Raw genomic sequence first — 24,559 nt, forward strand, 5'->3', positions numbered from 1 at the left:
CCTGGTTCTGGGGTACGCTTGTGGCCGACTTCTGCGCAGTTCCACCCCGCAGGAGCGACTCATCTGAATACGGAGGCACCTCGGTGAAGATCGATCTCGCAGTCCTGCGACTCATGGAGCGCGAGCGGGAGATCCCGTTCGACGAGCTCGTCCAGATCATCGAATCTGCCATCCTGACCGCCTACCAGAAGCACGCCGACGAGAACGGCGAGCCGGCCCACGCGCAGTCGCGTGTGGAGCTCGACCGCAAGTCCGGCGAGGTCAGCGTCTACGTCCCCGAGCTCGACGACGAGGGCACCGTCATCGGTGAAGCCGTCGACCAGCCGAGCGACTTCGGACGCATCGCGGCCTTCGCGGCGAAGCAGGTCATCAACCAGCGCCTGCGCGACATCGGCGACGACAAGATCCTCGGCGAGTTCCGCGGCAAGGAAGGCGACATCGTCGCGGGCGTGGTCCAGCAGGGCCCGAACCCGAAGATGGTGCACGTCGACCTCGGCACGATCGAGGCGATCCTGCCGCCCGAAGAGCAGGTGCCGGGGGAGTCGTACAAGCACGGCTCCCGCATCCGCGTCTACGTGACGAGCGTCGCCCGTGGCAACAAGGGCCCGCAGATCATCGTGTCGCGCACCCACCCGGGCCTCGTCCGGAAGCTCTTCGCACTCGAGGTCCCGGAGATCGCGTCCGGTGTCGTCGAGATCACCTCGCTCGCCCGCGAGGCCGGCCACCGCACGAAGATCGCCGTCAAGGCGAACGAGCCCGGCGTGAACGCGAAGGGTGCCTGCATCGGCGAGCTCGGCGCACGTGTCCGTGCGGTCACGAACGAGCTCGGTGCCGAGAAGATCGACATCGTCGACTACTCGTCCGACCTCGCATCGTTCGTCGCGAGCGCCCTGTCGCCGGCCAAGGTGACGAGCGCGTTCGTGCTCGATGCCTCGACGAAGGCCGTCCGCGCGCTCGTGCCGGACTACCAGCTGTCGCTCGCGATCGGCAAGGAGGGGCAGAACGCCCGCCTCGCCGCGAAGCTCACCGGTGCCCGCATCGACATCCAGCCGGACTCCATCCTGGACGGCGAGGACTAGGACGATTTCGCTCCCGGCGCGCCCTGCGAGGGCGCGCCGGATCGCGCACGTCCGAGGCAAGGAGTAGAGTGGTTCCCGTCAGAACGTGCATCGGCAGTCGTCGTCGCGCTTCCCGATCCTCCCTCCTCCGAGTCATCGCCCTGAGCGATGGCCGTGTCGTGGCGGATCCGAAGGCAGTCATGCCGGGCCGGGGAGCGTGGCTCACACCGACCGTCGATGCCTACGATCTGGCCGTCAAGCGCAGGGCTTTCCGCCGTGCGCTCCGGTTGGATCGCGATCCCGACACGTCCGCGGTGCTCGACCACATCGTCGGTCTCCCACAGGAACCGGCCGAGCGCCCGGACATGACAGAACAGGCTGAACGGCTTATGGACAACTGATGAGCGGCTCGAAATGAGACCCGTCATCCATTGAGTCCTGCCCCTTCACGGGGTGGGACCCGTGAAGGAGAACAGTGGCTAAACCACGCGTACACGAGATCGCAAGCGAACTCGGCGTCGACAGCAAGACCGCACTCGAGAAGCTCAAGGAGCTCGGCGAGTTCGTCCGGGGTGCCAGCTCGAGCATCGAGCCCCCCGTGGCACGGAAGCTCCGTGCCGCCCTCCAGGCAGACGGCGCCCCCGCGGCGAAGCCCGCCGCCTCGGCCTCCGCGCCGAGCGCACCCGCCAAGGCCAGCGCGCCGAAGTCGAGTGCACCCAAGCCCGGCGGTCCCCGTCCGGGTCCGGCTCGTCCGGCACCGGCTCCCGAGCCCGAGGCCCCGGCAGCACCCGCTGCCGACGTCCCCGCACCGGCCGCACCGAAGTCCGTCGCCCAGCGACAGGCCGAGGCCGAGGCCGCGCAGAAGGCCCGTGCCGAGAAGCAGGCCGCTGAGAAGCAGGCCGCCGAGCAGGCAGGCGGGTCGACCGACGCTGCTCCGAAGTCCGACGCCGTGAAGCCGGGCACCAGCCCGAAGGCTCCCGCGGCAGCCGGTCCGAAGCCGGGTGGCCCCAAGCCCGGTGCACGTCCGGGCAACAACCCGTACTCGTCGAACCAGGGCATGGGCTCGCGCCCGCCGCGCCCCGGCAACAACCCGTACTCGTCCAACCAGGGCATGGGCCAGCGCCCGGCCGCCGGCGCAGCCGGTGGCGGTGGCATCCCGCGTCCGCAGCCCCCGCGTCCGGGCACGCCCCGTCCGGGTGCTCCGCGTCCGGGTGGTCCCGGTCAGGGCAACCGTCCCAACGGCTTCGGGCAGCGCCCGGGCCAGGGTGGTGGCCGTGGCGGCCCCGGTGCCCGTCCGGGTGCCGGCGGCGGTGCCGGTGGCGGCTTCCCGCGTCCGGCCTTCAGCGGCCCGCGTCCCGCCGGTGGCGGTGGCCGTGGTCGTGGCCCCGGTGGTGGTACCGCCGGTGCGTTCGGTCGCGGTGGTGGCAAGAGCCGTGCCCGCAAGTCGAAGCGGACGAAGCGCGCCGAGTACGAGATGCGTCAGGCCCCGTCGCTCGGCGGTGTGCAGGTCCCTCGTGGCGACGGCAACACGGTCGTCCGACTCCGTCGTGGTGCGAGCATCTCGGACTTCGCGGACAAGATCGACGCCATGCCCGGCAACCTCGTGACGGTGCTGTTCCACCTCGGTGAGATGGCGACCGCGACCGAGTCCCTGGACGAGGCCACGTTCGAGGTCCTCGGTGACGAGCTGGGCTACAAGATCCAGATCGTCTCGCCCGAGGACGAGGACAAGGAGCTCCTCGAGGGCTTCGACATCGACCTCGACGCAGAACTCGAGGACGAAGACGACGACGTGCTGCAGCAGCGGCCGCCGGTGGTCACCGTCATGGGTCACGTCGACCACGGCAAGACCCGCCTCCTCGACGCGATCCGCAACTCGAAGGTCGTCGAGGGCGAGGCCGGTGGCATCACCCAGCACATCGGTGCGTACCAGATCGTCGCGCAGCACGAGGGCATCGACCGCCCGATCACCTTCATCGACACCCCGGGTCACGAGGCCTTCACGGCCATGCGTGCCCGTGGTGCCCAGGTGACGGACATCGCGATCCTCGTGGTCGCGGCGGACGACGGCATCATGCCCCAGACCATCGAGGCGTTGAACCACGCGCAGTCGGCCGGTGTGCCGATCGTCGTCGCGGTCAACAAGATCGACAAGGAAGGCGCGAACCCCGCCAAGGTCCGCCAGCAGCTCACCGAGTACAACCTGGTGGCCGAGGAGTACGGCGGCGACGTCATGTTCGTCGACGTGTCGGCGCGGCAGAACATCGGTATCCAGGAGCTCCTGGACGCCGTGCTGCTCACCGCGGACGCCGGTCTCGACCTGCGTGCGAACCCCGACAAGGACGCCCGTGGTGTCGCGATCGAGGCCCGGCTCGACAAGGGTCGCGGTGCAGTCGCCACGGTCCTCATCCAGTCCGGCACGCTCCACGTCGGTGACGCCATCGTGGCGGGCACGGCCTACGGTCGAGTCCGTGCGATGACGGACGAGAACGGGGTCGCGGTCAAGGCTGCGACGCCGAGCCGCCCGGTCCAGGTGCAGGGTCTGTCCTCGGTGCCCCGCGCCGGTGACACCTTCCTCGTCACGGAAGAGGACCGCACGGCGCGTCAGATCGCTGAGAAGCGTGAAGCCGCCGAGCGCAACGCCCTGCTGGCGAAGTCGCGCAAGCGCATCTCGCTCGAGGACTTCACCCGTGCGCTCGAAGAGGGCAAGGTCGAGTCGCTCAACCTCATCATCAAGGGTGACGTCTCCGGTGCCGTCGAGGCACTCGAGCAGTCGCTCCTGGACATCGAGGTCGACGACAGCGTCCAGCTCCGCATCCTGCACCGCGGTGTCGGTGCGATCACGGAGTCGGACATCGACCTCGCCACGATCGACAACGCCATCGTCATCGGCTTCAACGTCCGTCCGGACGTCAAGGCCCGTGAGCGTGCGGCGCGCGAAGGCATCGACGTGCGCTTCTACTCGGTCATCTACAACGCACTCGACGACATCGAGCAGTCCCTCAAGGGCATGCTCAAGCCCGAGTACGAAGAGGTCCAGTCGGGCGTCGCCGAGATCCGCGAGGTGTTCCGTTCCTCGAAGTTCGGCAACATCGCGGGTGTCATCGTCCGCTCCGGCACGATCACGCGCAACGCCAAGGCGCGCGTCATCCGCGAGGGTGTGGTGGTCGCCGATGGCCTGGCCATCGAGTCACTGCGTCGCTTCAAGGACGACGTGACCGAGGTCCGCACGGACTTCGAAGCCGGTATCGGTCTGGGCAAGTTCAACGACATCCAGATCGGCGACGAGGTCGAGACGACCGAACTCGTCGAGAAGCCGCGCGACTGATCGCGTGACTCCTCTGGGCCCCGGCCTCCCCACGTGGGAGGCCGGGGCCCGACCCCTTTCCCACGCAGGACCACCGGCGGGAAGCGTCCCGCCACTGCCTCAGGAGGCACCCAATGGCCGATCCGCAGCGCGCACGCAAGATGGCGGACCGCATCAAGGAAGTCGTCGCACGTCGACTCGACAAGGGTCTGCGGGACCCGCGACTCGGGTTCGTCACGATCACCGACGTCCGTGTGACCGGTGACCTGCAGCACGCGTCGATCTTCTACACCGTCTACGGCACCGATGAGGAGCGTGCGGACTCCGCCGCGGCGCTCAAGGCCGCGACCGGCATGCTCCGGTCCGAGGTCGGCAAGAACATCACCGCCCGGCTCACGCCGTCGCTCGAGTTCATCGCCGACGCCCTGCCCGAGACCTCGGCGCACATGGAGGACCTGCTCGTCCAGGCCCAGGTGCGCGACGAGCAGGTCCGCGCAGCCTCGGTCGGTGCGACGTACGCCGGGGACGCCGACCCGTACAAGCGCGACGAGGACGACGACGCCGACGACGACGCGGCCGAGACCGACGGTTCCGCCGAGCCGCGTTCCTAGACCCCGGGCAGCTGGTAGCCGCTCGCGTCGTCCCCGACGGCCAGTCCGTCACGCAGGAGCGACGCGAGCGCCCGGTCCCGCTGGTCGGCGTCCGGCCACACCGGTTCGATCTCGGACCGCGTGACCGGCACGTCGCTGGCGCGCAGCTCGGCCATGATCAGGCCGCGCACCTGGCGGTCACTGCCGGCGAACTTCCCCTGCCGCGGAGCCCTCGGCCCGTCGTGCTCCGGGTACCCGGCCGCACGCCACGCGCAGCGGTCCGCGATCGGGCACGCATCGCACGCGGGGGAGCGGGAAACGCACACGAGCGCGCCGAGCTCCATCACGGCGGCGTTCGTGGCAGCTGCGTCGTCGCGGTCCGCCGGCAGCACGGACTCCATGAGCGGGAGGTCCTGCTTCGCCTTCGCCGGCCCGGGTTCGCCCTGGCCGAGGACCGCACGTGCGAGCACGCGGCGCACGTTGACGTCCACGACCGGGTGCCGGTCGCCGTACGCGAAGACCGCGACGGCGCGGGCGGTGTAGTCGCCGATGCCCGGCAGAGCGAGCAGGGCGTCGACGTCGCGCGGCACGACGTTGCCGTGGTCGTTCGCGATGGCGGTCGCCGCCGCGTGCAGCGCGAGCGCGCGTCTCGGGTAGCCGAGCCGGTCCCAGGCTCGCACCGCCTCGGACGGGGGCGAGTCCGCGAGGTCGCGAGGCGTCGGCCACCGGGTGAGCCACGCCTCCAGTCGGGGGACCACGCGCGCGACCTGCGTCTGCTGCAGCATGATCTCGCTGACGAGCGTCCCCCACGCGGGGAAGCCGGGGCGGCGCCACGGCAGGTCCCGCGCCTGCTGCCGGAACCACGCGATCAGCGGGGTCGCGATGTCGGGCCGTTCCGGCGTGGCCGGCTCCTGTACACCGCGTCGCGCGGTCGGTTTGTCCACATCCGGTCTGGAGGCCCGACTCGCGTTCACCTCGACAGCCTACGGTGGACGCATGGCACGCTGGGCACCCGAAGAGACCGACACGATGGCTGCGATCGCCGCAGAGGCGATCGCGCAGGTCGGCACGAACCGCACCGTCATCGGCATCGACGGGCAGGACGGCACCGACCTCGAGCGGGTCGCGGCCGCGCTCGTCACCGGTTTCGAGCAGCACGGGATCTCCGCGATGGCGGCCGCCGCGCCGTCCGCCGACCAGGACACGCTCCGATCCGACCTGGTGACGCCCTTCCGCACGACCGGAGCCGGTGACGGTGTCCTGATCGTGCACGGGCGGGGCATCCTGGCCCCCGGGGTCCGTACCCTGTGGCGCTGGTCGCTGTGGGTCGAGCAGGAGTCCGGCCGACTCGAGCGTCGTGCCGACGTGAAGATCGCGGCCTCCGCGGTGCTCGACGTCACCGATCCGGAGCACCCCCGCCGCGAGTGGAACGACGCCTGCTGACCGGCGCTGGTAATCTCGCCTGGTGCTCGAAACCGCGCCGGACGGCATCCTCCTCGTCGACAAACCGCAGGGGATCTCCAGCCACCGGGTGGTCTCCATCGCCCGTCGTCGCCTCGGCCTGAAGAAGGTCGGCCACGCCGGCACCCTCGACCCCATGGCGACGGGGCTGCTGCTGCTCGGCATCGGGCCGTCCACCCGGTTGCTCACGCACCTGGTGGGCCTCGACAAGACCTACACGGCGACCATCCGGCTCGGTGTCTCCACGGACTCCGACGACGCCGACGGCACGCCGACCGCTGCTGTCGGTGTGGCCGCTGCCGACGTATCGGACGACGCCGTCGAGACCGCCGTCGCAGCACAGCGGGGCGTGATCGACCAGGTCCCGTCCACGGTCAGCGCGATCAAGGTCGACGGGCGCCGCGCCTACGACCTGGCGCGCAAGGGCGAGGCGGTGGAGCTCAAGTCCCGCACGGTGACCGTCTCGCAGTTCGACGTGACGACGCGGAACGAGCGGACCGTTGCCGTCGACGGCACCGACGTCGCCGTGGTGGACCTGGACGTCGTCGTGACCTGCTCGTCGGGCACCTACGTCCGTGCGCTCGCCCGTGACGTCGGCGCTGCCCTCGGCACCGGGGCGCACCTCGTCGCCCTCCGTCGGACCCGCGTCGGACCGTTCGAAGTGCAGGACGCCATCGACCTCGAGGACGACGCCGTCGACGTCCGCGCCGCGCTCGCGCGTCCGGCGGACATCGCCCGGCGACTCTTCTCGTCGGTGACGCTCGACGCAGCCTCGGCGAAGGACCTCACCGACGGCAAGCGTGTCGCGGCCGAGCACCCCGACTCGGACGGACCGGTGGCAGCGGTCACCGCGTCCGACGACCGGCTGGTCGGCCTCGTCTCCGTCCGCCGGGGGCTGCTCCGGGTCATCACGAACTTCCCGACGCCCGGTGCGTCGTCCTCCTCGCAGACCGGAGCCCGCGCGTGATCGAGTGGTACATGTGGGTGCAGCTGGTGCTCGCCGTCGTGGTGGGGCTCTTCGCGGTCGTCGTGGGGTTCATCGGCTGGAAGCCGAACGACTACACGGTCGGCGCGCTCGTGCTCATCGAGTTGCTGCTCCTTGCGCAGGGCGTCATCTCGATCGTGCTGCCGGCGACGGGCAGTCCGCCCGACGGCAACGCGCTCGAGTTCGGGGTGTACGCCGTTTCTGTGCTGCTCGTCCCGCCGGCCGCGGTCGTGTGGGCACTGATCGACCGCACGAAGTGGAGCACCGTGGTGCTCGGCGCCGGGGCTTTCACCGTCGCGGTGATGGTCTACCGGATGTACCAGATCTGGTTCGCGCTGAACTGACGCCGGAGGTCATGCGCGCAGCCGCGCGTCGGTAGAATCGGTGCAATGGCGACCAGATCCTCACTCGCGACCGGCATCGGCCGCGTCCTCATCGCCGTGTACGGCATCCTCGCGCTGGCGGCGACCGGACGCAGCGTCGTGCAGATCATCGAGAAGTTCTCGTTCGCACCGTTCGCCTACACGCTCAGTGCCATCGCTGCCGTCGTCTACATCGTCGCGATGATCGCCCTCATCGTGCCCGGCCGGTTCTGGTACCGGGTCGCCTGCGTCACGATCGTGTTCGAGATGACCGGCGTGCTCGTCATCGGCACCCTGTCGCTGTTCGACCGCCAGCTGTTCCCCGACGACACCATCTGGTCGTACTACGGCTTGGGCTACGCCTTCGCGCCGCTCGTGCTGCCGATCGCCGGGCTCTGGTGGCTCCGCAAGCACCACCGCACGGTCACCGAGCCGTCGGCACCGGCTGCGTCCTCGTCCACCGCCCCGGCGAGCGAGTAGGAGCCACCGTGCAGTTCTACGAGGACACCGCCGACGTGGCGGACGGGTTCGGCCCGAGCGCCGTCACCATCGGGAAGTTCGACGGCGTGCACGTCGGGCACCGAGCCGTCATCGCACACCTCGAGCGTGCCGCCCGCGAGCACGACCTCGTGGCCACCGTGGTCACGTTCGACCGCCACCCGCTCAACGTCATCGACCCGCCGCACGTCCCGCCGGCCCTGACGAGCACCGCGCAGCGCCGCGAACTGCTCGAGGACGCCGGGGTCGACGCCACCCTGCTGCTCCGGTTCGACCAGGAACTGCAGTCGAAGTCGCCCGAGGCGTTCGTGTCCGAGATCCTCGTCGACACCCTGCACGCCCGGCTCGTCTTCGTCGGCAGCGACTTCCGCTTCGGTGCGAAGGGCGCCGGTGACGTCGCGCTGCTGCGGACCCTGGGGGAGCAGCACGGCTTCACCGTCGAGCTCATCGACGACGTGGACCTCATCGACGACGTCCGACCCGACGGTGAGCGTCGGGTGTCCTCCACCTGGATCCGTGAGCTCCTGGGCCAGGGCCGCGTGGCCGAGGCCGCTCGACTCCTCGGGCGGGAGCACGCCGTGCGGAGCGTCGTCGTGCACGGCAACCAGCGCGGCCGTGCGATGGGCTACCCCACAGCGAACCTCGACCCGGCGTGCGAGGGCTTCGTCCCCGCCGACGGTGTCTACGCCGCCCGGGTGCTGCACGACGGCACCGTCTACCCGGCGGCGGTGTCGGTCGGCAACAACCCGACGTTCGAGGGTGTGCCCGCGAAGCAGATCGAGGCGCACCTGCTCGACGTCGACATCGACCTGTACGGCGATCGGATCTCCGTGCTCTTCGTGTCGTACGTGCGCGGCATGGTCAAGTTCTCGTCGATGGACGAGCTCGCCGCGCAGATGCGGCAGGACGACCTGGACATCCGGCTGCTGCTCGGACTGCCCGCGCCGGTCTGACCTGCCGAGCACGCTGAAGCGGCCACCGCGAACGACGCCCCCGTGACCATCATCGGTCACGGGGGCGTCGTTCGTGCTGCGGAGGCTCAGCCGCCCAGGGCGTCGAGCCAGATCTTGCGGGCGTCGAGGGCTTCCTGCGCGTCCTTGATCTTCCGGGCATCACCGGTGGCCTGCGCCGCGGCGAGCTCGGACTGGAGCTTGCCGATCGCGTCTTCCAGCTGGCTCGCGAGGCCGTTCTGACGGGCCTTGCGCTCCGGGTTCGATTCCTTCCAGTGCGCGTCCTCGAGCCCACGGACGTGGTCCTCGATGGCACGCAGGCGGTCCTCGACCCGACGGACGTCACCGCGGGGGACCTTGCCGATCTCGTCCCAGCGGCGCTGGATGCCGGTGAGGGTCTTGCGCGCGGCGACCCGGTCGGTCGCCTGCAGGAGCGGCTCGGCCTCGGTCAGCAGGGCCTGCTTCGCCTCGAGGTTGGCGGAGAACTCTTCGTTCTCGGCTGCGCTCTCGGCGTGGCGCTGCTCGAACAGGACGTCTCCGGCGGCCTTGAAGCGCGCCCAGAGTGCGTCGTCGTGCCGCTTGCCGGCACGCCCGGCGTTCTTCCAGTCGTCGAGGAGCTGGCGGTAGTCCGGGATCGCATCGGAGCCGCGGGGTGCGAGGGCCTCGGCCTGCGCCACGAGCTCCTGCTTGCGAGTCCGGGCGTCACGGTGCTGTGCGTCCAGCTCGGAGTAGAACGCACGACGGTGCTGGTCGACGGTGGACCGCGCTGCGCGGAACCGCTTCCAGAGGTCGTTGGCCTCGTTCTTGGGGATCCGCGGCCCGTCGTGCTGGTGCTGCTGCCAGCGCGCGAACACGTCGTCGAGCTGCGCCGTGATCTGCTTCCACTGCGCGCGTGCGGGGTCCACCGCGGCGAGTGCCTCGGCTTCCTCGACCAGGGCGGTGCGGTGCGCCAGGGCGTCCTGCAGCGCCTGCTGCGCCTGTTCCGCCTGCTCCTTGGTGAGCGAGCCGAGCTGCTCGGTGAGCGCGCCCACGCGGGTCTCAAGCGACTTGATGTCACCCACCACGCGGGCGTCGGCGACCAAGGCGGTCAGGTGCTCGACCGTCCGGGCGACGTCGTTCGCCGACGCACCGCGCTGGACGCGCTGCTCGGCGATCTTCACCTGCCCCTCGAGGTCGGCGTACTTCCGCGCGAAGTAGGCGAGGGCTTCTTCGGGGGTGGCGTCCGGGTACTCACCGACAGCACGTTCGGTCTCTTCGTACCGGACGTACACGGTCCCGTTCTCGTCGACCCGCCCCCAGGTCGTTGCTTCGTCAGATCCCACAGGTCTCGCCTCGATCGTGGTCGTGCATCGCCGACGTCACCGTCGGCACGGTCAGGTCGTCAGCCTATTGCACGGACGGGCTCCGCCGCCCGACCGGTGCGACGGGTTGTGGACTACTTCTGCTCCGCGATGGTCGCGTCGGTGATCTTCGTCGCCACCTTCGGCTCGCCGGTGCCGTCGCTGCCGGGCGACGCGATGCCCTTCGCGGCGATCTCCGACTCGAGCTCGGACAGCCCGCTCGTGACCTTGCCGACGACCGTGTAGCCGCCCGTCGAGCTGTCGAGCGTGGTGTCCCCGTAGACGATGAAGAACTGCGTCGACTGCGAGTACGGGGAGTCCGACCGTGCGATCGCGATCGTGCCCTTCTCGTAGACGCCGTCATCCGGCACGTTCTCGAGCGGGCCGTACTCGAAGCCGGCGTCGCCGGTGCCGTCGCCGTTCGCGGATCCGCACTGCAGGAACTTCAGGCCGTCGCTGTCGGCGAGCCGGTGGCAGGTCGTGCCGTTGTAGAACTGCTGACGGATCAACGAGATCTCGACGCTCGCGGCCTGCGGTGCCTTCGCACCGTCCAGCTCGATGCCGAGGTCGATGCTCTTGTTGAGCGTGAGGCTGCCGGTCCAGGTCGCACCCTTCGCGATCGACTTGCTCGGCACGTTGCCGGTGTTGCCGGCCGTGGCGCTGGCCGACGGCGTGGCCGTCGACGACGCAGAGGCGCTCGGGGCCGGGGCGTCCGACCCCCGCGATCCGGCGAAGGCGAGCTGCGACCCGGTGGCGAGGGCCGCGACGAGGACGAGGGCACCGGCACCGATCAGGTTGTCCCGCACGCGGCGGCGTCGCTGCCGCTCGTGGAGGCCCTGGCGGGCCTGGTAGAGGCGGAGGCGCTCGCGCGCCTCTCGGTTGTCACGCGCTGGGTTCTTCGGTGCCACGGTGCTGGTCTGCCCTCTCGTCGCAGTGTGCAACGAGCGTAGCCGAACGGTCACCACCACCACCTGGCGGGAGGCGCGGCCTGCGTCGGTGGACCGGCCTACGATTGCAGGATGGCAGCGGATCGTTCGGGAATGCACGCGCCCACCACGGGTGGTCGCGCCGGTCTCGCGCAGGGTTCCGTCCCGCTCGCCGTCCGGATGCGCCCCACCAGCCTCGACGAGGTCGCCGGTCAGCAGCACCTGCTCGGCCGGGGTTCGCCCCTGGTGCAGCTGGCCACCGGCACGCGTGAGAACCCCGGCGGGGTCTCCGTGATCCTGTGGGGCCCACCCGGTACCGGCAAGACCACGCTGGCGCAGGCCATCGCTCGGCAGTCCGGTCGCGAGTTCGTGGAGCTCTCCGCCGTGACCGCCGGCGTGAAGGACGTGCGCGAGGTCATGGAGAAGGCGCTGACCCACCGCGACCTGTACGGGTCGACCACGGTGCTGTTCCTCGACGAGATCCACCGGTTCAGCAAGGCCCAGCAGGACGCCCTGCTGCCCGGCGTCGAGAACGGGTGGGTGATCCTGATCGCGGCCACCACCGAGAACCCGTCGTTCTCGGTCATCTCGCCCCTGCTGTCCCGCTCGCTGCTCCTGACGCTCAAACCGCTCACCGATCCCGACCTCGGCATGCTCGTCGACCGCGCGGTGGAGGACCCCCGCGGGCTCGGCGGTGCCGTCGTCCTCGGTGACGAAGCCCGCAGTGCGATCATCCGCCTCGCGTCCGGCGACGCCCGACGTGCCCTGACCGCGCTCGAGGCCGCGGCGGCGTCGGCCACCGCCGCGCAGGACGAGGACGACGACACCGTGCCCGTCGTCGACGCCGACACCGTCGCGGCCGCGGTCGACCGGGCCCTGCTGCGCTACGACCGACAGGGCGACGAGCACTACGACGTCATCAGCGCCTTCATCAAGTCGGTGCGGGGGAGCGACGTCGACGCGGCCCTGCACTACCTCGCCCGGATGATCGAGGCCGGCGAGGACTCCCGGTTCATCGCGCGCAGGATCATCATCTCCGCGTCCGAGGACATCGGCATGGCCGATCCCCAGGCGCTCCCCATCGCGGTCGCCGCGGCCCAGGCCGTGCAGCTCATCGGGATGCCCGAGGGGCGGATCCCGCTGGCCGAGGCGGTCGTCTACCTGGCGACGGCGCCGAAGTCGAACGCCGCCTACAACGGCATCAACCAGGCGATGGCCGACGTCAAGGCGGGGCGCATGGGCACGGTGCCGATGCACCTGCGCGACGCGCACTACGCCGGGGCGAAGCGCCTCGGGCACGGCAAGGGGTACGTCTACTCCCACGACGCCGAGCACGGGGTCGCCGAGCAGCAGTACCTGCCGGACGCACTCGAGGGCACCGAGTACTACACGCCGACGGCCAACGGTTACGAGCGCGAGGTCGGGCCGCGGCTCGAACGACTCCGGAAGATCACACGCGGCCACTAGCGTCGGTGCTTCTGCGCTCGCCCCGATGCTGCTAGCATTGCCGGGCCTACGTCCTGGTCCTCGAGCACGGCTGCGTCGAGGACAGAGTGCCACTCCGGTGGTACGGGGGCAGAGGTTCGGACTGTAGCCGTCCGATCCCACAGGCTCATCCCTCTGGATCCCGTCGTCGGGGCCACCGGCACTCGCGTGCCCGGCCTCCGGTGAGTATTCAGTTCGAACAGAGAAAAGGACCCTGTGTCTACCAAGTCACGTACCCGCAGCAAGACCCGCCTGTCGCGCGCACTCGGCATCCCGCTGACGCCGAAGGCCGCCCGTTACCTCGAGAAGCGCCCCTACGGGCCCGGTGAGCACGGCCGTACGCGCCGTCGTGCGGACAGCGACTACGCCGTCCGCCTCCGTGAGAAGCAGCGTCTGCGCGCCCAGTACGGCATCCGCGAGAAGCAGCTCCGCATCGTCTTCGAAGAGGCCCGCAAGACGAAGGGCCTGACCGGTGAGAACCTGGTCGAGCTCCTCGAGCAGCGCCTCGACGCCCTCGTGGTCCGTGCCGGCTTCGCCCGCACCACCGCGCAGGCCCGTCAGCTGATCGTGCACCGCCACATCCTGGTCGACGGCAAGCTCGTCGACCGCCCCTCCTTCCGCGTCAAGGAGGGCCAGCTGATCCACGTCAAGGCGAAGTCCGAGTCGATGGAGCCCTTCCAGGTCGCCGCTGCCGGTGGCCACCAGGAAGTCCTCCCGAAGGTCCCGGGCTACCTCGAGGTCGAGATCGAGAAGCTCCAGGCCCGCCTCGTGCGTCGCCCGAAGCGCGCCGAGGTCCCCGTGACCTGTGAAGTGCAGCTCGTCGTCGAGTACTACGCAGCTCGCTGATCCACTGATCACACCCGAACGGCGGGTCGTCCTCTCGAGGGCGACCCGCCGTTCGGCGTTCCGGCACCGCCTCCGCTTCGCAACACGCCGTCGTCTCGGCGATGCGCCTCCGGGTGCGCGAGACGCCTCCGGTTTCGGCGGCGTCCTGCCGACACGACGGCGTCTTGTGTGGGCAGTGGACGTGAGCAGGGGCGGACGGGAGGCGCGGGGTGCGCCGTGCGCACGGCCTCCAGCCCGGCCCCTGGTCGGTCCGCAACACGCCGTCGTCTCATCGACGCGCCTCCGGGTGCGCGAGACGCCCCCGGTTTCGGCGGCGTCCTGCCGACACGACGGCGTCTTGCGGACGGGGACGCGCGGAAGTGCCCGGCGACTAAGCTTGTCCGGGCATGCACCGCCCGGGTGCACAGAGGGAGAGGCACCGTGAAGCAGCTGTTCTTCGTCGCCGTCGGCATCGTCATCGGGTTCGCCGTCGCACACCGGGTCGCCCAGACCTCCGGTGGCGCCCGGCTCTTCGCCGAGGTGAACGCCAAGACGAAGGCCTTCACGGGTGCCGTCGCGGACGGCTACCGGTCGCGCGAGGCCGAGCTCCGTACCGACGTCTGAGCGCTCCGACCGAGCAGCCTCGACCCTCCTCCACCCACGACCTGAACCCAGGAAGCACCATGCAGACCGCAGAGATCCGCCGCCGTTGGCTCCAGTACTTCGGTGACCGCGGCCACACCGTCGTCCCGTCCGCGTCCCTCGTCTCCGACGACCCGTCGCTCCTCTTCACGGTCGCCGGCATGGTGCCGTTCATCCCGTACCTGACCGGTCTCATCCCGGCGCCGTTCCCGCGGGCGACGAGCGTGCAGAAGTGCATCCGCACGAACGACATCGAAGAGGTCGGCAAGACCCCTCGCCACGGCACGTTCTTCCAGATGAACGGGAACTTCTCGTTCGGCGACTACTTCAAGGAGCAGGCGATCCAGTTCGCCTGGGAGTTCCTGACCAAGCCGGAGACCGACGGAGGACTCGGCTTCTCGCCCGACGACCTCTGGGTCACCGTCTATGAAGAGGACGACGAGGCGATCGGCTTCTGGAAGCAGCACTCGTCGCTGCCCGACGAGCGGATCCAGCGCCTCGGCAAGGACACCAACTACTGGTCGACCGGACAGCCCGGACCCGCGGGTCCCTGCTCGGAGATCTTCTTCGACCGTGGCCCCGAGTACGGCATCGACGGCGGCCCGGCGACGGACGACGACCGCTACGTGGAGATCTGGAACCTCGTCTTCATGCAGTACCAGATCGCCGACGTGCGGTCGAAGTACGACTTCGAGATCACCGGCGAGCTGCCGAACAAGAACATCGACACCGGCATGGGGCTCGAGCGCGTCGCCTTCATCAAGCAGGGCGTCGACAACATGTACGAGATCGACCAGGTGCGCCCGGTGCTCGACCGCGCAGCCGAGATCTCCGGCCGACGCTACGGCGCCGTGCACGAGGACGACGTGCGGATGCGCGTCATCGCCGACCACGTCCGTTCCTCGCTGATGCTCATCGCCGACGGCGTGAGCCCGTCGAACGAGGGCCGTGGGTACATCCTCCGTCGTCTGCTCCGTCGCACCGTCCGCGCGATGCGCCTGCTCGGTGTCGAGGCGCCCACGTTCCCCGAGCTCTTCCCGGCGTCCCGCGACGCCATGCGCGACGCCTACCCCGAGGTGGCGTCCGACTACGACCGGATCTCCCGCATCGCCTACGCGGAAGAAGAGACCTTCCTCCGCACCCTGGCGCAGGGCACGACCATCCTCGACGTGGCCGTCGAGCGTGCGAAGCAGGACGGCGCCCCGTCGATCGGCGGCGACACGGCATTCCTGCTGCACGACACCTTCGGGTTCCCCATCGACCTGACGATGGAGATGGCCGAGGAAGCCGGGGTCCACGTCGACCGCACGGCGTTCGAGACCCTGATGTCCGAGCAGCGTGCCCGGGCGAAGGCCGACGCGAAGAGCAAGAAGACCGCGATCGCCGACCTGAGCGTGTACAGCGCGTTCCGGGCCAAGGGCGAGACGACCTTCCTCGGCTACGACGCGCTCGAGGCCGAGACGCGCGTGCTCGGCATCATCGTCGGCGGTGTGAGCGTCGACCGTGCGGTCGCCGGTGACATCGCCGAGGTCATCCTCGGCGAGACCTCGCTGTACGCCGAGTCGGGCGGCCAGGACGCCGACCAGGGCTCGATCGTCGGCAACGGGTTCGACCTCGAGGTCCTCGACGTCCAGCGACCGGTCTCCGGACTGTGGAGCCACACCGTGCAGGTCCGCTCCGGCGAGGTCGGCGTCGGTGACGCCGCGAGCACCGTCGTCGACGCGGAGTACCGCCGCGGCGCGACCCAGGCACACTCCGCGACGCACCTGGTGAACGCGGCGCTCCGCGACATCCTCGGGCCGGAGGCGCTGCAGGCCGGTTCGTACAACAAGTCCGGCTACATGCGCCTCGACTTCTCGTGGTCGCAGCCGGTCTCGCTCGAGACGCGCTCCGAGATCGAGGAGGTCGTGAACACCGCGATCCGCACCGACCTCGAGGTCTCCACGCGCATCCTGCCCATCGACGAGGCGAAGGCCCTCGGGGCGCAGGCCCTGTTCGGTGAGAAGTACGGCGCAGAGGTCCGCATGGTCGACATCGGCGGCCCGTGGTCCCGCGAGCTCTGCGGTGGCACGCACGTCGCCTCGAGCGCGCAGATCGGGCTCGTCAACCTGGTGGGGGAGTCGAGCGTCGGTTCGACGAACCGCCGCGTCGAGGCACTGGTCGGGCTCGAGGGGTTCCGCGACCTCGCCGTCGAGCGCACGATCGTGTCGCAGCTCTCCAGCGCGCTCAAGGCTCCCCGTGCCGACCTGCCGGCCCGCGTGCAGAACCTGATGGAGGACCTCCGGTCCGCCCAGAAGAAGCTCGCCGAGTACGAGTCGGCGAACCTGCAGCAGCGCGTGCCCGCCATCGCCCGGAACGCCACCACCGTCGGTGCCACCACCGTGGTCGCCGAGACGGTCGACGGGCTGCAGTCCGGGGACGACCTGCGCTCGCTCGCCACCGGCGTCCGGGGCCAGCTCGGTGACGGCGCGGTCGTCGTCGTGCTCGGTGCCGTCGTGGGCGGCAAGCCGATCGTGATCGTCGCGACGAACGACGCCGCCCGTGCTGTGGGCGTGCAGGCGGGCCCCCTCGCGAAGGAGGCCGCCGGCGTGCTCGGTGGCGGTGGCGGCGGCAAGCCGGACCTGGCGCAGGGCGGCGGGACCGATGCAGCAGCGCTCCCCGCGGCGCTGCGTGCCGTGACCGCACGGCTCGCGGGCTGACCGTGGGCATCCGGTCCGGGCGGCGGCTCGGCGTGGACGTCGGACGCGCCCGGATCGGGGTCGCCGTGTGCGACCGCGACGGCCTGCTGGCGACGCCGGTCGAGACCGTCCGTCGCGACGACTCGAAGGACCTCCGGCGCATCCTGGAGCTCGCGGACGAGTACGACGTGCTCGAGGTCGTCGTCGGGCTGCCACTGTCGATGTCGGGTGGGGACACGGCCTCCACCGAGGACGCCCGCGTGTTCGCCGCCCGGATCGCGGCGCGTCGACAGGTGCGCCTGGTCGACGAACGACTGTCGACCGTGACCGCCCAGCGAGGGCTGCACCAGGCCGGCAAGAACACGAAGAAGTCCCGGGCCGTGATCGACCAAGCAGCCGCTGTTATCATTCTGCAACACGCGCTCGACCACGAGCGCAGTGCCGGTGCCCCTCCGGGCACCACGCTTCCCTGACAGGGCTGCCCGGTACCGCACATGGGTGCTCTCGTCGTCAGCTGTGAGGACGACGGTGCCCAGGTGGAGTTCCCGACCGAGAGACCGAGGACGTTGGCAGACGATCTGGACTGGAACGCGATCATCGCGCCCGGCAACGACGCCGAGCGGCGGAAGGCGACTTCCGACCGCACGACAGGCACCGATGACCGCGACGACGCTGGTCAGGTGACCCCACCGCCGGCGCCTCCGTTGTCCCGACGCGAAGCCCGCGCCCTCGAGGCCGAACGAGCCCGCGTCGCAGCGACCGACGAGCCCTCTGCCGCCGAACGGACCACCGAGGCTCCGCCAGCCCCACGCGACGAACGCCCTGCGTCCCCCGCCGACGCACCGATCGCCACCCGCCCCGAAGACCTGCACCCCGAGGTCGCCGCACTGCTGACCGGCGAGCTGCCGACCGAGTCCGCGGCGACCGCCGCGGCCGGCGGATCCGGAGCCGACGGGACGGACGACGGTGACGCGACCGGCGGCGGTGGTGCCGCGGGAGGCGGCGGACGCGGGGGACGAGGCGGCGGAGGACGCGTCTCCAGGCCGCCCCGCGAGCCACGGCCGAAGCGCCGGCGCGGACCGCTCGTCGCGGGGCTCGTCATCGTCGCGGTCGTGCTCGCTGCCGGCGTCGGGGCGTACACGTTCGCCGCACCCAAGATCCAGCAGCTCATCGCGGCGATCAGCGGCGCGCAGGAGCCCGACGACTACACGGGCAACGGCACCTCGAAGGTGACCATCACGATCAAGCAGGGCGACATCGGCGAGAACGTCGCCGCGACGCTGCAGCGCAGCGGCGTCGTCAAGGACTCGAAGGTGTTCTACAAGCTCCTGTTGGCATCGCCGGACGTGCAGTTCCAGCCCGGTTCGTACGCGCTGAAGAAGCAGATGAGCTCGAAGTCGGCGCTGGCGGCCCTGCAGGACAAGGACAACCGCGTCCAGGCGTCGATCATCATCCCGGAGGGCACGGCACTCGCCGACATCAAGGCCGGGATGGTCTCGAAGGCCGGCCTGACCGAGAAGCAGGTCGACGCGGCCGCGAAGGACCTGTCGGCCTACGACCTGCCGTCCGGCGTCACGACGCTCGAGGGCTGGCTCTTCCCCGCGACCTACCCGATCAACCCGGGCTGGACCGCCGAGCAGTACTTCAAGTCGATGGTCGACACCATGAAGGAGCACCTGTCCGCCGCCGGCGTCAAGGAGGCCGACCAGGAGCGCACCATCGTCTTCGCGTCGCTGGTGCAGAAGGAAGCCGGTCTCGCAGCCGACTACCCCAAGGTCGCCCGGGTGTTCCAGAACCGCCTCGACCAGGGCATGAAGCTGCAGTCCGACGCCACGGTCGCGTACGGCACGGGCAACACGCACACCGTGACGACCACGGACGCCGAACGTGCGGACGCCTCGAACGAGTACAACACCTACGTGCACGAGGGGCTCCCGCCCGCACCGATCTCGAACCCGGGTGACATCGCGATCAAGGCCGTGACGAACGAGGCCCCGGGCAAGTGGCTGTACTTCGTGACGGTCGACCTGGAGTCGGGCAAGACCGTCTTCTCGGACACCTACGACCAGCACCTGGTGGCGGTCGAGCAGTTCCAGGCGTGGCTCCGGGCGCACCCCGACTACCAGTAGGCGACGACGTCGCACGGACGATCGCTGTGGGAGGATTGCGGCATGCTTCGTTGGTTGACTGCTGGTGAGTCCCACGGACCCGAACTGATCGCCATGCTCGAGGGTCTGCCCGCGGGTGTCCCGGTGTCGTTCGAGTCCATCCGTGCCGATCTCGCGCGCCGCAAGCTCGGCTACGGCCGTGGCTCGCGGATGAAGTTCGAGCAGGACGAGCTGCACGTGTCGGGCGGTGTCCGGCACGGCTACTCGCTCGGCAGCCCGATCGCGATCCGCATCGGCAACACCGAGTGGCCGAAGTGGGTCGAGGTCATGAACCCCGAGCCGATCGAGTCCACCGAGATGTCCCGCGGGCGGAGCGCGCCGCTCACCCGACCGCGTCCGGGCCACGCTGACCTGGTCGGCATGCAGAAGTACGGCTTCGACGAGGCGCGCCCGATCCTGGAGCGTGCGAGTGCCCGCGAGACCGCCGCACGCGTGGCGCTCGGCGCCGTCGCGAAGTCGTTCCTGGCCGAACTCGGCATCCGCTCGGTGGCGCACACGCTGCAGGTCGGGACCGTCCGGGTCCCCGACGGCACGGACCTGCCGCTGCCCGACGACGTGGACCGCCTGGACGAGGACCAGCTGCGCTGCTTCGACGCCGAGACCTCGGCACGCATGGTCACCGAGGTCGAGGCCGCGAAGAAGGACGGCGACACCCTGGGCGGCGTCGTCGAGGTGCTGTTCTACGGCGTCCCGCCGGGCCTCGGCTCGCACGTGCACTGGGACCGCCGGCTCGATGCCCGCCTCGCAGCGGCGATCATGGGGATCCAGGCCATCAAGGGGGTCGAGGTCGGTGACGGCTTCGCGACCGCCGGTCGCCGGGGCTCCGCCGCGCACGACGAGCTGTACCGCGAGGACGGCGAGATCTACCGCACGAGCGACCGCGCCGGTGGGACCGAGGGCGGGATGTCCACGGGCACCGTGCTGCGCGTCCGCGCCGGGATGAAGCCGATCGCGACCATCCCGCACGCCCTGCACACGGTGGACGTCGTCTCCGGTGAGGACGCCTCGGCGCACCACCAGCGCTCGGACGTCTGCGCCGTGCCCGCTGCCGGTGTCGTCGCCGAAGCGATGGTGGCCCTGGTGCTCGCCGACGCGGTGCTCGAGAAGTTCGGCGGCGACAACGTCGTCGAGACGAAGCGCAACCTCGACGCCTACCTCGCGGCGATCCCGGAGACCCTGCGCACACGCCGGACCGAGCCGTCGGCGACGTCGACCGACCTGTGAGCACCGACGTCCGACGCGCCGACGCGCCCGTGGTCGTGATCGGCCCGATGGGCGCCGGCAAGTCGAGCGTCGGCAAGCGGGTGGCGAAGGCCCTCGGCGTCCCGTTCACGGACACCGACCGGGTCATCGTGCGCGAGCACGGGCCGATCCCCGGGATCTTCGCCGACCGCGGCGAGCCGGCGTTCCGCGCGCTCGAGGCCCAGGCGGTCCGGGCGGCGCTGGCCACCGGCGGCGTCATCGCCGTGGGCGGGGGAGCCGTCACCCACGCGGACACGCGGCAGGCCCTGAGCGGCGCACGCATCGTCCTGCTCACCGTGTCGCCCGAGGCCGTCGCCGACCGGATCGCCGGGTCCGACCGGCCCCTGCTGGCGAACGGCGGGATCGACGCCTGGCAGACGATCATGGACGAGCGGGCGGCCACCTACGCCGAACTCGCGCACGTCGTGGTCGACACGTCGCGCCGGCCGATGTCCCGCGTGGTCGACGAGGTCGTCACGTGGCTGCGCAGCGACGCCGGCACCACCGCCGCGCCCGGCAGCACGACCAGCAGCACCACCAGCACCGAAGGAGCACCGTGACCGAGTCGACCCTGCCCGCCGGGACCACCGAGATCCGGGTCGGCGGTGACGACGGCTACACGGTGGCCGTCGGCACGGACCTGCTCGGTGCCCTGCCCGCGATCCTGGGCCCGCGTGTCGCCAAGGTCCTCATCGTGCACTCGCCGACGCTCGGTGCCCGGGCGAACGAGCTCCGGGCGCTGCTGGTCGAGGCCGGGCTCGAAGCCCTGATCGCCGAGGTCCCCGACGCCGAGGGCGCCAAGCGCGTCGAGGTCGCGGCGTTCTGCTGGCAGATCATGGGGCAGGCCGACTTCACCCGCACCGACGCGGTGATCGGCCTCGGGGGCGGCGCCGTCACCGACCTGGCCGGCTTCGTCGCCGCGACCTGGCTGCGCGGTGTGCCGTACGTGGCCGTCCCGACCAGCGTGCTCGGCATGGTGGACGCCAGCGTCGGCGGCAAGACGGGCATCAACACGAACGAGGGCAAGAACCTGGTCGGCGCCTTCTACGCTCCCCGTGCCGTCGTCGTGGACCTCGACCTCGCCCGCACGCTGCCGCGCAACGAGATCCTGACCGGGTTCGCCGAGATCGTGAAGGCCGGGTTCATCGCCGTGCCCGAGATCCTGGACATCATCGAGGCCGATGTCGACCGGGTGACCGACCCGACGACGCCGGAGTTCCGCCGGGTCGTCGAGCTCGCCATCGCGCTCAAGGCCGAGGTCGTCTCGGACGACTTCACGGAGCAGGGCCGACGCGAGATCCTGAACTACGGGCACACCCTCGGGCACGCGATCGAGCACGCCGAGCGGTACCAGTGGCGCCACGGCGCAGCGGTGTCGGTCGGCATGGTGTTCGCCGCCGAGCTCGCCCGACTGACCGGCCACCTGGACGACGCCACGGTCGATCGGCACCGGGCGATCCTCGAGTCGCTCGACCTGCCGACCTCGTACGGCGTCGGGCGCTGGCAGGGGCTGCTCGCCACCATGCGTCGTGACAAGAAGGCCCGTGCCGGCATGCTGCGGTTCATCATCCTGGACGGCGTCGGCAAGCCCGTCGTGCTCGAGGGCCCCGAGGACCACCTGCTCTTCACCGCCTACCAGGAGGTCGGCGTCTAGCCACGCCGGTCAGCGCAGGACCCGTCGCATCCTGCGCCACCACCAGGTGACACGCGTCGAGACGGTGACCACGCCGGTGCGCTGGGATTCCCGCCATTCGTCGACGGTGGCGCCGTGGTCCCAGGCGAAGAGGACGTCGTCGTCCTCGTCGAGGTCGGGCGCGTCGGGGAGCGGTCGCAGGATCGACATCAGTCGGAGGCCCTTCGTTCGTCGTCGTCATGTGCCTGGTCGGCGCTGGCTCGCCTGCGGAGCGCTCGGCTCGCGAGTCGGCGATCGGCCTTCGACCACCACGGTACGGTCTCCAGGTCTCGGAGCACCGTTGTCGAAATGTCGTATGTGTTCATGTCCGGCCGCTGCGTGACGGCCCAGGTGAACCGATGCCAGGCGTGGTCACGATCGGACGTCCGTCGACTCTGGAACGCCCCGAACCAGCTGACGACGGCCGCGACGATCGCCGCTCCGGCGGCGATGCACGCCGCGATCAGTGCTGTCTCCACGGCACGAGTGTCTCGCTCCAGGACCGCGCCCCGCGCCGGGCCCGCGCCGACCTGTGGAAGCCGCACCGGGCCTCCAGGCTGTGGAGGAGGACGGGACGACGCGACGGACCGGGCCACCCGCACGCTGCGGACCCAGCACCGGGGAGCAGACTGGCGGGCGTGCCCACCCCACCCCGACTGAGCGACCTCTCCGGCCCGCGCGATGCCGACACCGGCACCCTGCGCTCCCGCGGTCGACGCTTCACCGAACTCCTCTCGATCGCCCGCCGCCACCACCTGGTGCCGTTCCGTCGTCTCGACTTCTCGCACGACCCGGCAACGTCGGACCTGCGTCGCGACCAGGCCGAGCACCTGCGCCGGGCCCTCGAGGAAGCCGGTGGCGGGTTCGTGAAGATGGGCCAGCTGCTCTCCACCCGCGACGACCTGCTGCCCGAGGAGTGGACCGAGGGACTCGCCCACCTGCAGCGGAACGTCACGGCGGCGCCGGCTGACGAGGTCCGTGCGCTCCTCGAGCAGGAGCTCGGCGCACCGGTCGACCAGGTCTTCGCGACCTTCGACCCGGTGCCCGTCGCAGCGGCGTCCATCGCGCAGGTGCACCGCGCCCGGCTGCCCGACGGCACCGCGGTCGCCGTGAAGGTGCAGCGGCCGGGGATCGACGCCGCGGTGCGCCGCGACGTCGACATCGCGCTGCGGGTCGTCCGGTTCATGGCCCGGTGGTCGACCGAGGCGCGGCAGGTCGGCGTGCAGGACATCGCCGGCCAGTACGCGGACGACCTGATCCGGCAGGTCGACTTCGTCTCCGAGCTCCGGAACCTCACCGCGCTGCGTGCGGCCCAGGCCCGCAGCGCGCGTCCGGACGAGGTCCGGTTCCCGGACCCCTACCCGGACCTGTCCGGCCGGCGTGTGCTCGTGATGGAGTTCCTGGAGGGCGACACGCTCAGCGCGATCCGCGCCGAGCGTTCCGAGCGCGACCTCGACGCGCCGATGCGCGCCATCCTCCGCGCCTTCCTGCGCCAGGTCGTCTTCGACGGCCTGTACCACGCGGACCTGCACCCGGGGAACGTCCTGGTGCTGCCCGACGGGCGGCCCGCGTTGATCGACTTCGGATCGGTCGGGAGGCTTGACCCGGGTCTCCGGGACACGGTCCAGGACCTGTTGGCCGCCTACCTGCAGGACGACACGTCGCGGATCGCCGATGCGGTCCTGCGGATGGCACCCGTGCGCGATGCGCACGACGAGCCCGACTTCCGTCGGGACATCGCCCGCTTCGTGGCGGACGAGCTCGGCCCGGGTGCGCGCATCGGCGTCGACACCGTGGACGACGCGGTCGAGGTCTTCGGGCGCTACCGGCTGAAGCCGCCGCCGGACTTCGTCGCCGCGGCACGCGCCCTGGCCATCTTCGAGGGGACGCTCCGCACGCTCGCACCGTCGTTCGACCTGCTCGAGGAGTCCCATGGACTCGCCCGGGAGCAGATCACCGACCAGCTCCGGCCGGGCAAGCTCCGCGACCTGGCGGCGAAGGAGCTGCTCGGCGTCGTGTCGGCCGCTCGTCGCCTGCCCCGCCGGGTGGACCGCATCGGCGAGGCGATCGAGACCGGCCGGTTCACGGTGAACATCCGGCTCTTCGCGGACAGCCGCGACCGGCAGCTCGTGTCCGGCATGATCCGGCGCATCCTGCTCGTGCTGCTCGGTGCGGGGGCGGGGATCCTGGCGATCGTCTACCTGTCGTTGCCGGCACGACCGACGGCGGCCCTGTCCACGGGGGTCGCGGGCGGGTTGCTCGGGGGAGCGGCGGTGGTGCTGCTCGGCTGGGCGGCGATCGACGCCTGGCTCGCTCGACGGCGACGCTGAGCCCGGGCCCGGGCCCGGCGCCCGGCGCCCGCCCGAGACC

24 protein-coding genes are annotated in these 24,559 nt (G+C 70.7%); 19 read left to right on the top strand and 5 right to left on the bottom strand.

Features of this window, described 5'->3' with window-relative positions; genetic code table 11:
• Positions 1-83: 83 nt before the first annotated feature.
• The 4 genes from nusA (at position 84) to rbfA (ending at position 4,976) form a co-directional block, all read left to right on the top strand.
• Positions 84-1,079 carry a transcription termination factor NusA gene (gene nusA, locus DEJ09_RS11620; RefSeq protein WP_071414715.1) on the top strand — a complete coding sequence of 332 codons (996 nt, stop codon included), beginning with the start codon at positions 84-86 and terminating at the stop codon, positions 1,077-1,079.
• A 68-nt stretch (positions 1,080-1,147) separates the two neighbouring features.
• The gene (locus DEJ09_RS11625; RefSeq protein WP_111088741.1) at positions 1,148-1,459 is read left to right on the top strand and encodes a YlxR family protein; all 312 of its coding nucleotides are present in this window, start codon (positions 1,148-1,150) and stop codon (positions 1,457-1,459) included.
• A 74-nt stretch (positions 1,460-1,533) separates the two neighbouring features.
• Positions 1,534-4,386 (top strand): translation initiation factor IF-2, encoded by a 2,853-nt coding sequence (gene infB, locus DEJ09_RS11630; protein WP_110864590.1) that lies wholly within the window; start codon positions 1,534-1,536, stop codon positions 4,384-4,386.
• A gap of 113 nt (positions 4,387-4,499) precedes the next feature.
• On the top strand, positions 4,500-4,976 hold the full coding sequence (gene rbfA, locus DEJ09_RS11635; RefSeq protein ID WP_110864589.1) for a 30S ribosome-binding factor RbfA: 477 nt from the start codon (positions 4,500-4,502) through the stop codon (positions 4,974-4,976).
• On the opposite strand, the gene DEJ09_RS11640 is transcribed toward rbfA, so the two are convergent.
• Entirely contained in the window at positions 4,973-5,899 is a 927-nt protein-coding gene (locus DEJ09_RS11640) for an A/G-specific adenine glycosylase (RefSeq protein ID WP_375537958.1), read from the bottom strand. The genes rbfA and DEJ09_RS11640 overlap by 4 nt on opposite strands.
• 52 nt (positions 5,900-5,951) lie before the next feature.
• Here DEJ09_RS11640 and DEJ09_RS11645 point away from each other — a divergent pair, with 52 nt between their 5' ends.
• Genes DEJ09_RS11645 through DEJ09_RS11665 form a run of 5 tightly spaced genes read left to right on the top strand, consistent with a single transcriptional unit; the run spans position 5,952 to position 9,214 of the window.
• On the top strand, positions 5,952-6,398 hold the full coding sequence (locus DEJ09_RS11645) for a hypothetical protein (RefSeq protein ID WP_111023071.1): 447 nt from the start codon (positions 5,952-5,954) through the stop codon (positions 6,396-6,398).
• Positions 6,399-6,420: 22 nt separating this feature from the next.
• Complete coding sequence (gene truB / locus DEJ09_RS11650) at positions 6,421-7,383, top strand: tRNA pseudouridine(55) synthase TruB (protein WP_111088742.1); 963 nt, start codon at positions 6,421-6,423, stop codon at positions 7,381-7,383.
• Entirely contained in the window at positions 7,380-7,745 is a 366-nt protein-coding gene (locus DEJ09_RS11655) for a hypothetical protein (protein WP_071403707.1), read from the top strand. Before truB ends, DEJ09_RS11655 begins: the two co-directional genes overlap by 4 nt.
• A gap of 45 nt (positions 7,746-7,790) precedes the next feature.
• Positions 7,791-8,243 (top strand): hypothetical protein, encoded by a 453-nt coding sequence (locus tag DEJ09_RS11660; RefSeq protein WP_111088743.1) that lies wholly within the window; start codon positions 7,791-7,793, stop codon positions 8,241-8,243.
• Positions 8,244-8,251: 8 nt separating this feature from the next.
• Positions 8,252-9,214, top strand: a complete 963-nt coding sequence (locus tag DEJ09_RS11665) for a bifunctional riboflavin kinase/FAD synthetase (protein WP_111053969.1) — start codon at positions 8,252-8,254, stop codon at positions 9,212-9,214.
• 86 nt (positions 9,215-9,300) lie between these two features.
• On the opposite strand, the gene DEJ09_RS11670 is transcribed toward DEJ09_RS11665, so the two are convergent.
• Together DEJ09_RS11670 and DEJ09_RS11675 are read right to left on the bottom strand one after the other, a co-directional pair.
• Entirely contained in the window at positions 9,301-10,533 is a 1,233-nt protein-coding gene (locus DEJ09_RS11670) for a DUF349 domain-containing protein (protein WP_173034022.1), read from the bottom strand.
• A 113-nt stretch (positions 10,534-10,646) separates the two neighbouring features.
• The gene (locus tag DEJ09_RS11675) at positions 10,647-11,459 is read right to left on the bottom strand and encodes a peptidylprolyl isomerase (RefSeq protein WP_111088744.1); all 813 of its coding nucleotides are present in this window, start codon (positions 11,457-11,459) and stop codon (positions 10,647-10,649) included.
• Between the two features lie 132 nt (positions 11,460-11,591).
• Here DEJ09_RS11675 and DEJ09_RS11680 point away from each other — a divergent pair, with 132 nt between their 5' ends.
• The 9 genes from DEJ09_RS11680 (at position 11,592) to aroB (ending at position 22,171) form a co-directional block, all read left to right on the top strand.
• Positions 11,592-12,944, top strand: a complete 1,353-nt coding sequence (locus DEJ09_RS11680; protein WP_084740335.1) for a replication-associated recombination protein A — start codon at positions 11,592-11,594, stop codon at positions 12,942-12,944.
• Positions 12,945-13,178: 234 nt separating this feature from the next.
• Positions 13,179-13,808 (top strand): 30S ribosomal protein S4, encoded by a 630-nt coding sequence (gene rpsD / locus DEJ09_RS11685; RefSeq protein ID WP_017887166.1) that lies wholly within the window; start codon positions 13,179-13,181, stop codon positions 13,806-13,808.
• A 420-nt stretch (positions 13,809-14,228) separates the two neighbouring features.
• Positions 14,229-14,411, top strand: coding sequence for a hypothetical protein (locus DEJ09_RS11690; protein WP_027465751.1), 183 nt, complete (start codon positions 14,229-14,231; stop codon positions 14,409-14,411).
• A gap of 59 nt (positions 14,412-14,470) precedes the next feature.
• Positions 14,471-17,128 (top strand): alanine--tRNA ligase, encoded by a 2,658-nt coding sequence (gene alaS, locus DEJ09_RS11695; RefSeq protein ID WP_111088745.1) that lies wholly within the window; start codon positions 14,471-14,473, stop codon positions 17,126-17,128.
• 8 nt (positions 17,129-17,136) lie between these two features.
• Complete coding sequence (gene ruvX, locus DEJ09_RS11700) at positions 17,137-17,580, top strand: Holliday junction resolvase RuvX (RefSeq protein WP_181433358.1); 444 nt, start codon at positions 17,137-17,139, stop codon at positions 17,578-17,580.
• 93 nt (positions 17,581-17,673) lie between these two features.
• Complete coding sequence (mltG, locus tag DEJ09_RS11705) at positions 17,674-19,236, top strand: endolytic transglycosylase MltG (protein WP_146245715.1); 1,563 nt, start codon at positions 17,674-17,676, stop codon at positions 19,234-19,236.
• A gap of 42 nt (positions 19,237-19,278) precedes the next feature.
• Positions 19,279-20,499: a chorismate synthase gene (gene aroC, locus DEJ09_RS11710; protein ID WP_110858979.1), complete on the top strand. Its 1,221-nt coding sequence runs from the start codon at positions 19,279-19,281 to the stop codon at positions 20,497-20,499.
• Positions 20,496-21,077 (top strand): shikimate kinase, encoded by a 582-nt coding sequence (locus DEJ09_RS11715; protein WP_111039074.1) that lies wholly within the window; start codon positions 20,496-20,498, stop codon positions 21,075-21,077. The genes aroC and DEJ09_RS11715 overlap by 4 nt, the downstream gene beginning before the upstream one ends.
• Positions 21,074-22,171 (top strand): 3-dehydroquinate synthase, encoded by a 1,098-nt coding sequence (gene aroB, locus DEJ09_RS11720; RefSeq protein WP_111023065.1) that lies wholly within the window; start codon positions 21,074-21,076, stop codon positions 22,169-22,171. Before DEJ09_RS11715 ends, aroB begins: the two co-directional genes overlap by 4 nt.
• 9 nt (positions 22,172-22,180) lie before the next feature.
• Here aroB and DEJ09_RS11725 read toward each other — a convergent pair whose 3' ends face one another.
• Both DEJ09_RS11725 and DEJ09_RS18165 read right to left on the bottom strand, forming a co-directional pair.
• Positions 22,181-22,360 carry a hypothetical protein gene (locus DEJ09_RS11725; RefSeq protein ID WP_110864577.1) on the bottom strand — a complete coding sequence of 60 codons (180 nt, stop codon included), beginning with the start codon at positions 22,358-22,360 and terminating at the stop codon, positions 22,181-22,183.
• Positions 22,360-22,668 carry a hypothetical protein gene (locus DEJ09_RS18165; protein ID WP_181433349.1) on the bottom strand — a complete coding sequence of 103 codons (309 nt, stop codon included), beginning with the start codon at positions 22,666-22,668 and terminating at the stop codon, positions 22,360-22,362. Before DEJ09_RS18165 ends, DEJ09_RS11725 begins: the two co-directional genes overlap by 1 nt.
• 159 nt (positions 22,669-22,827) lie before the next feature.
• Here DEJ09_RS18165 and DEJ09_RS11730 point away from each other — a divergent pair, with 159 nt between their 5' ends.
• Complete coding sequence (locus DEJ09_RS11730) at positions 22,828-24,519, top strand: AarF/ABC1/UbiB kinase family protein (RefSeq protein WP_181433350.1); 1,692 nt, start codon at positions 22,828-22,830, stop codon at positions 24,517-24,519.
• The last annotated feature ends 40 nt before the right edge of the window (positions 24,520-24,559 follow it).

This window comes from Curtobacterium sp. MCLR17_055, from assembly GCF_003234305.1.
GTDB classification, from domain to species: domain Bacteria; phylum Actinomycetota; class Actinomycetes; order Actinomycetales; family Microbacteriaceae; genus Curtobacterium; species Curtobacterium flaccumfaciens.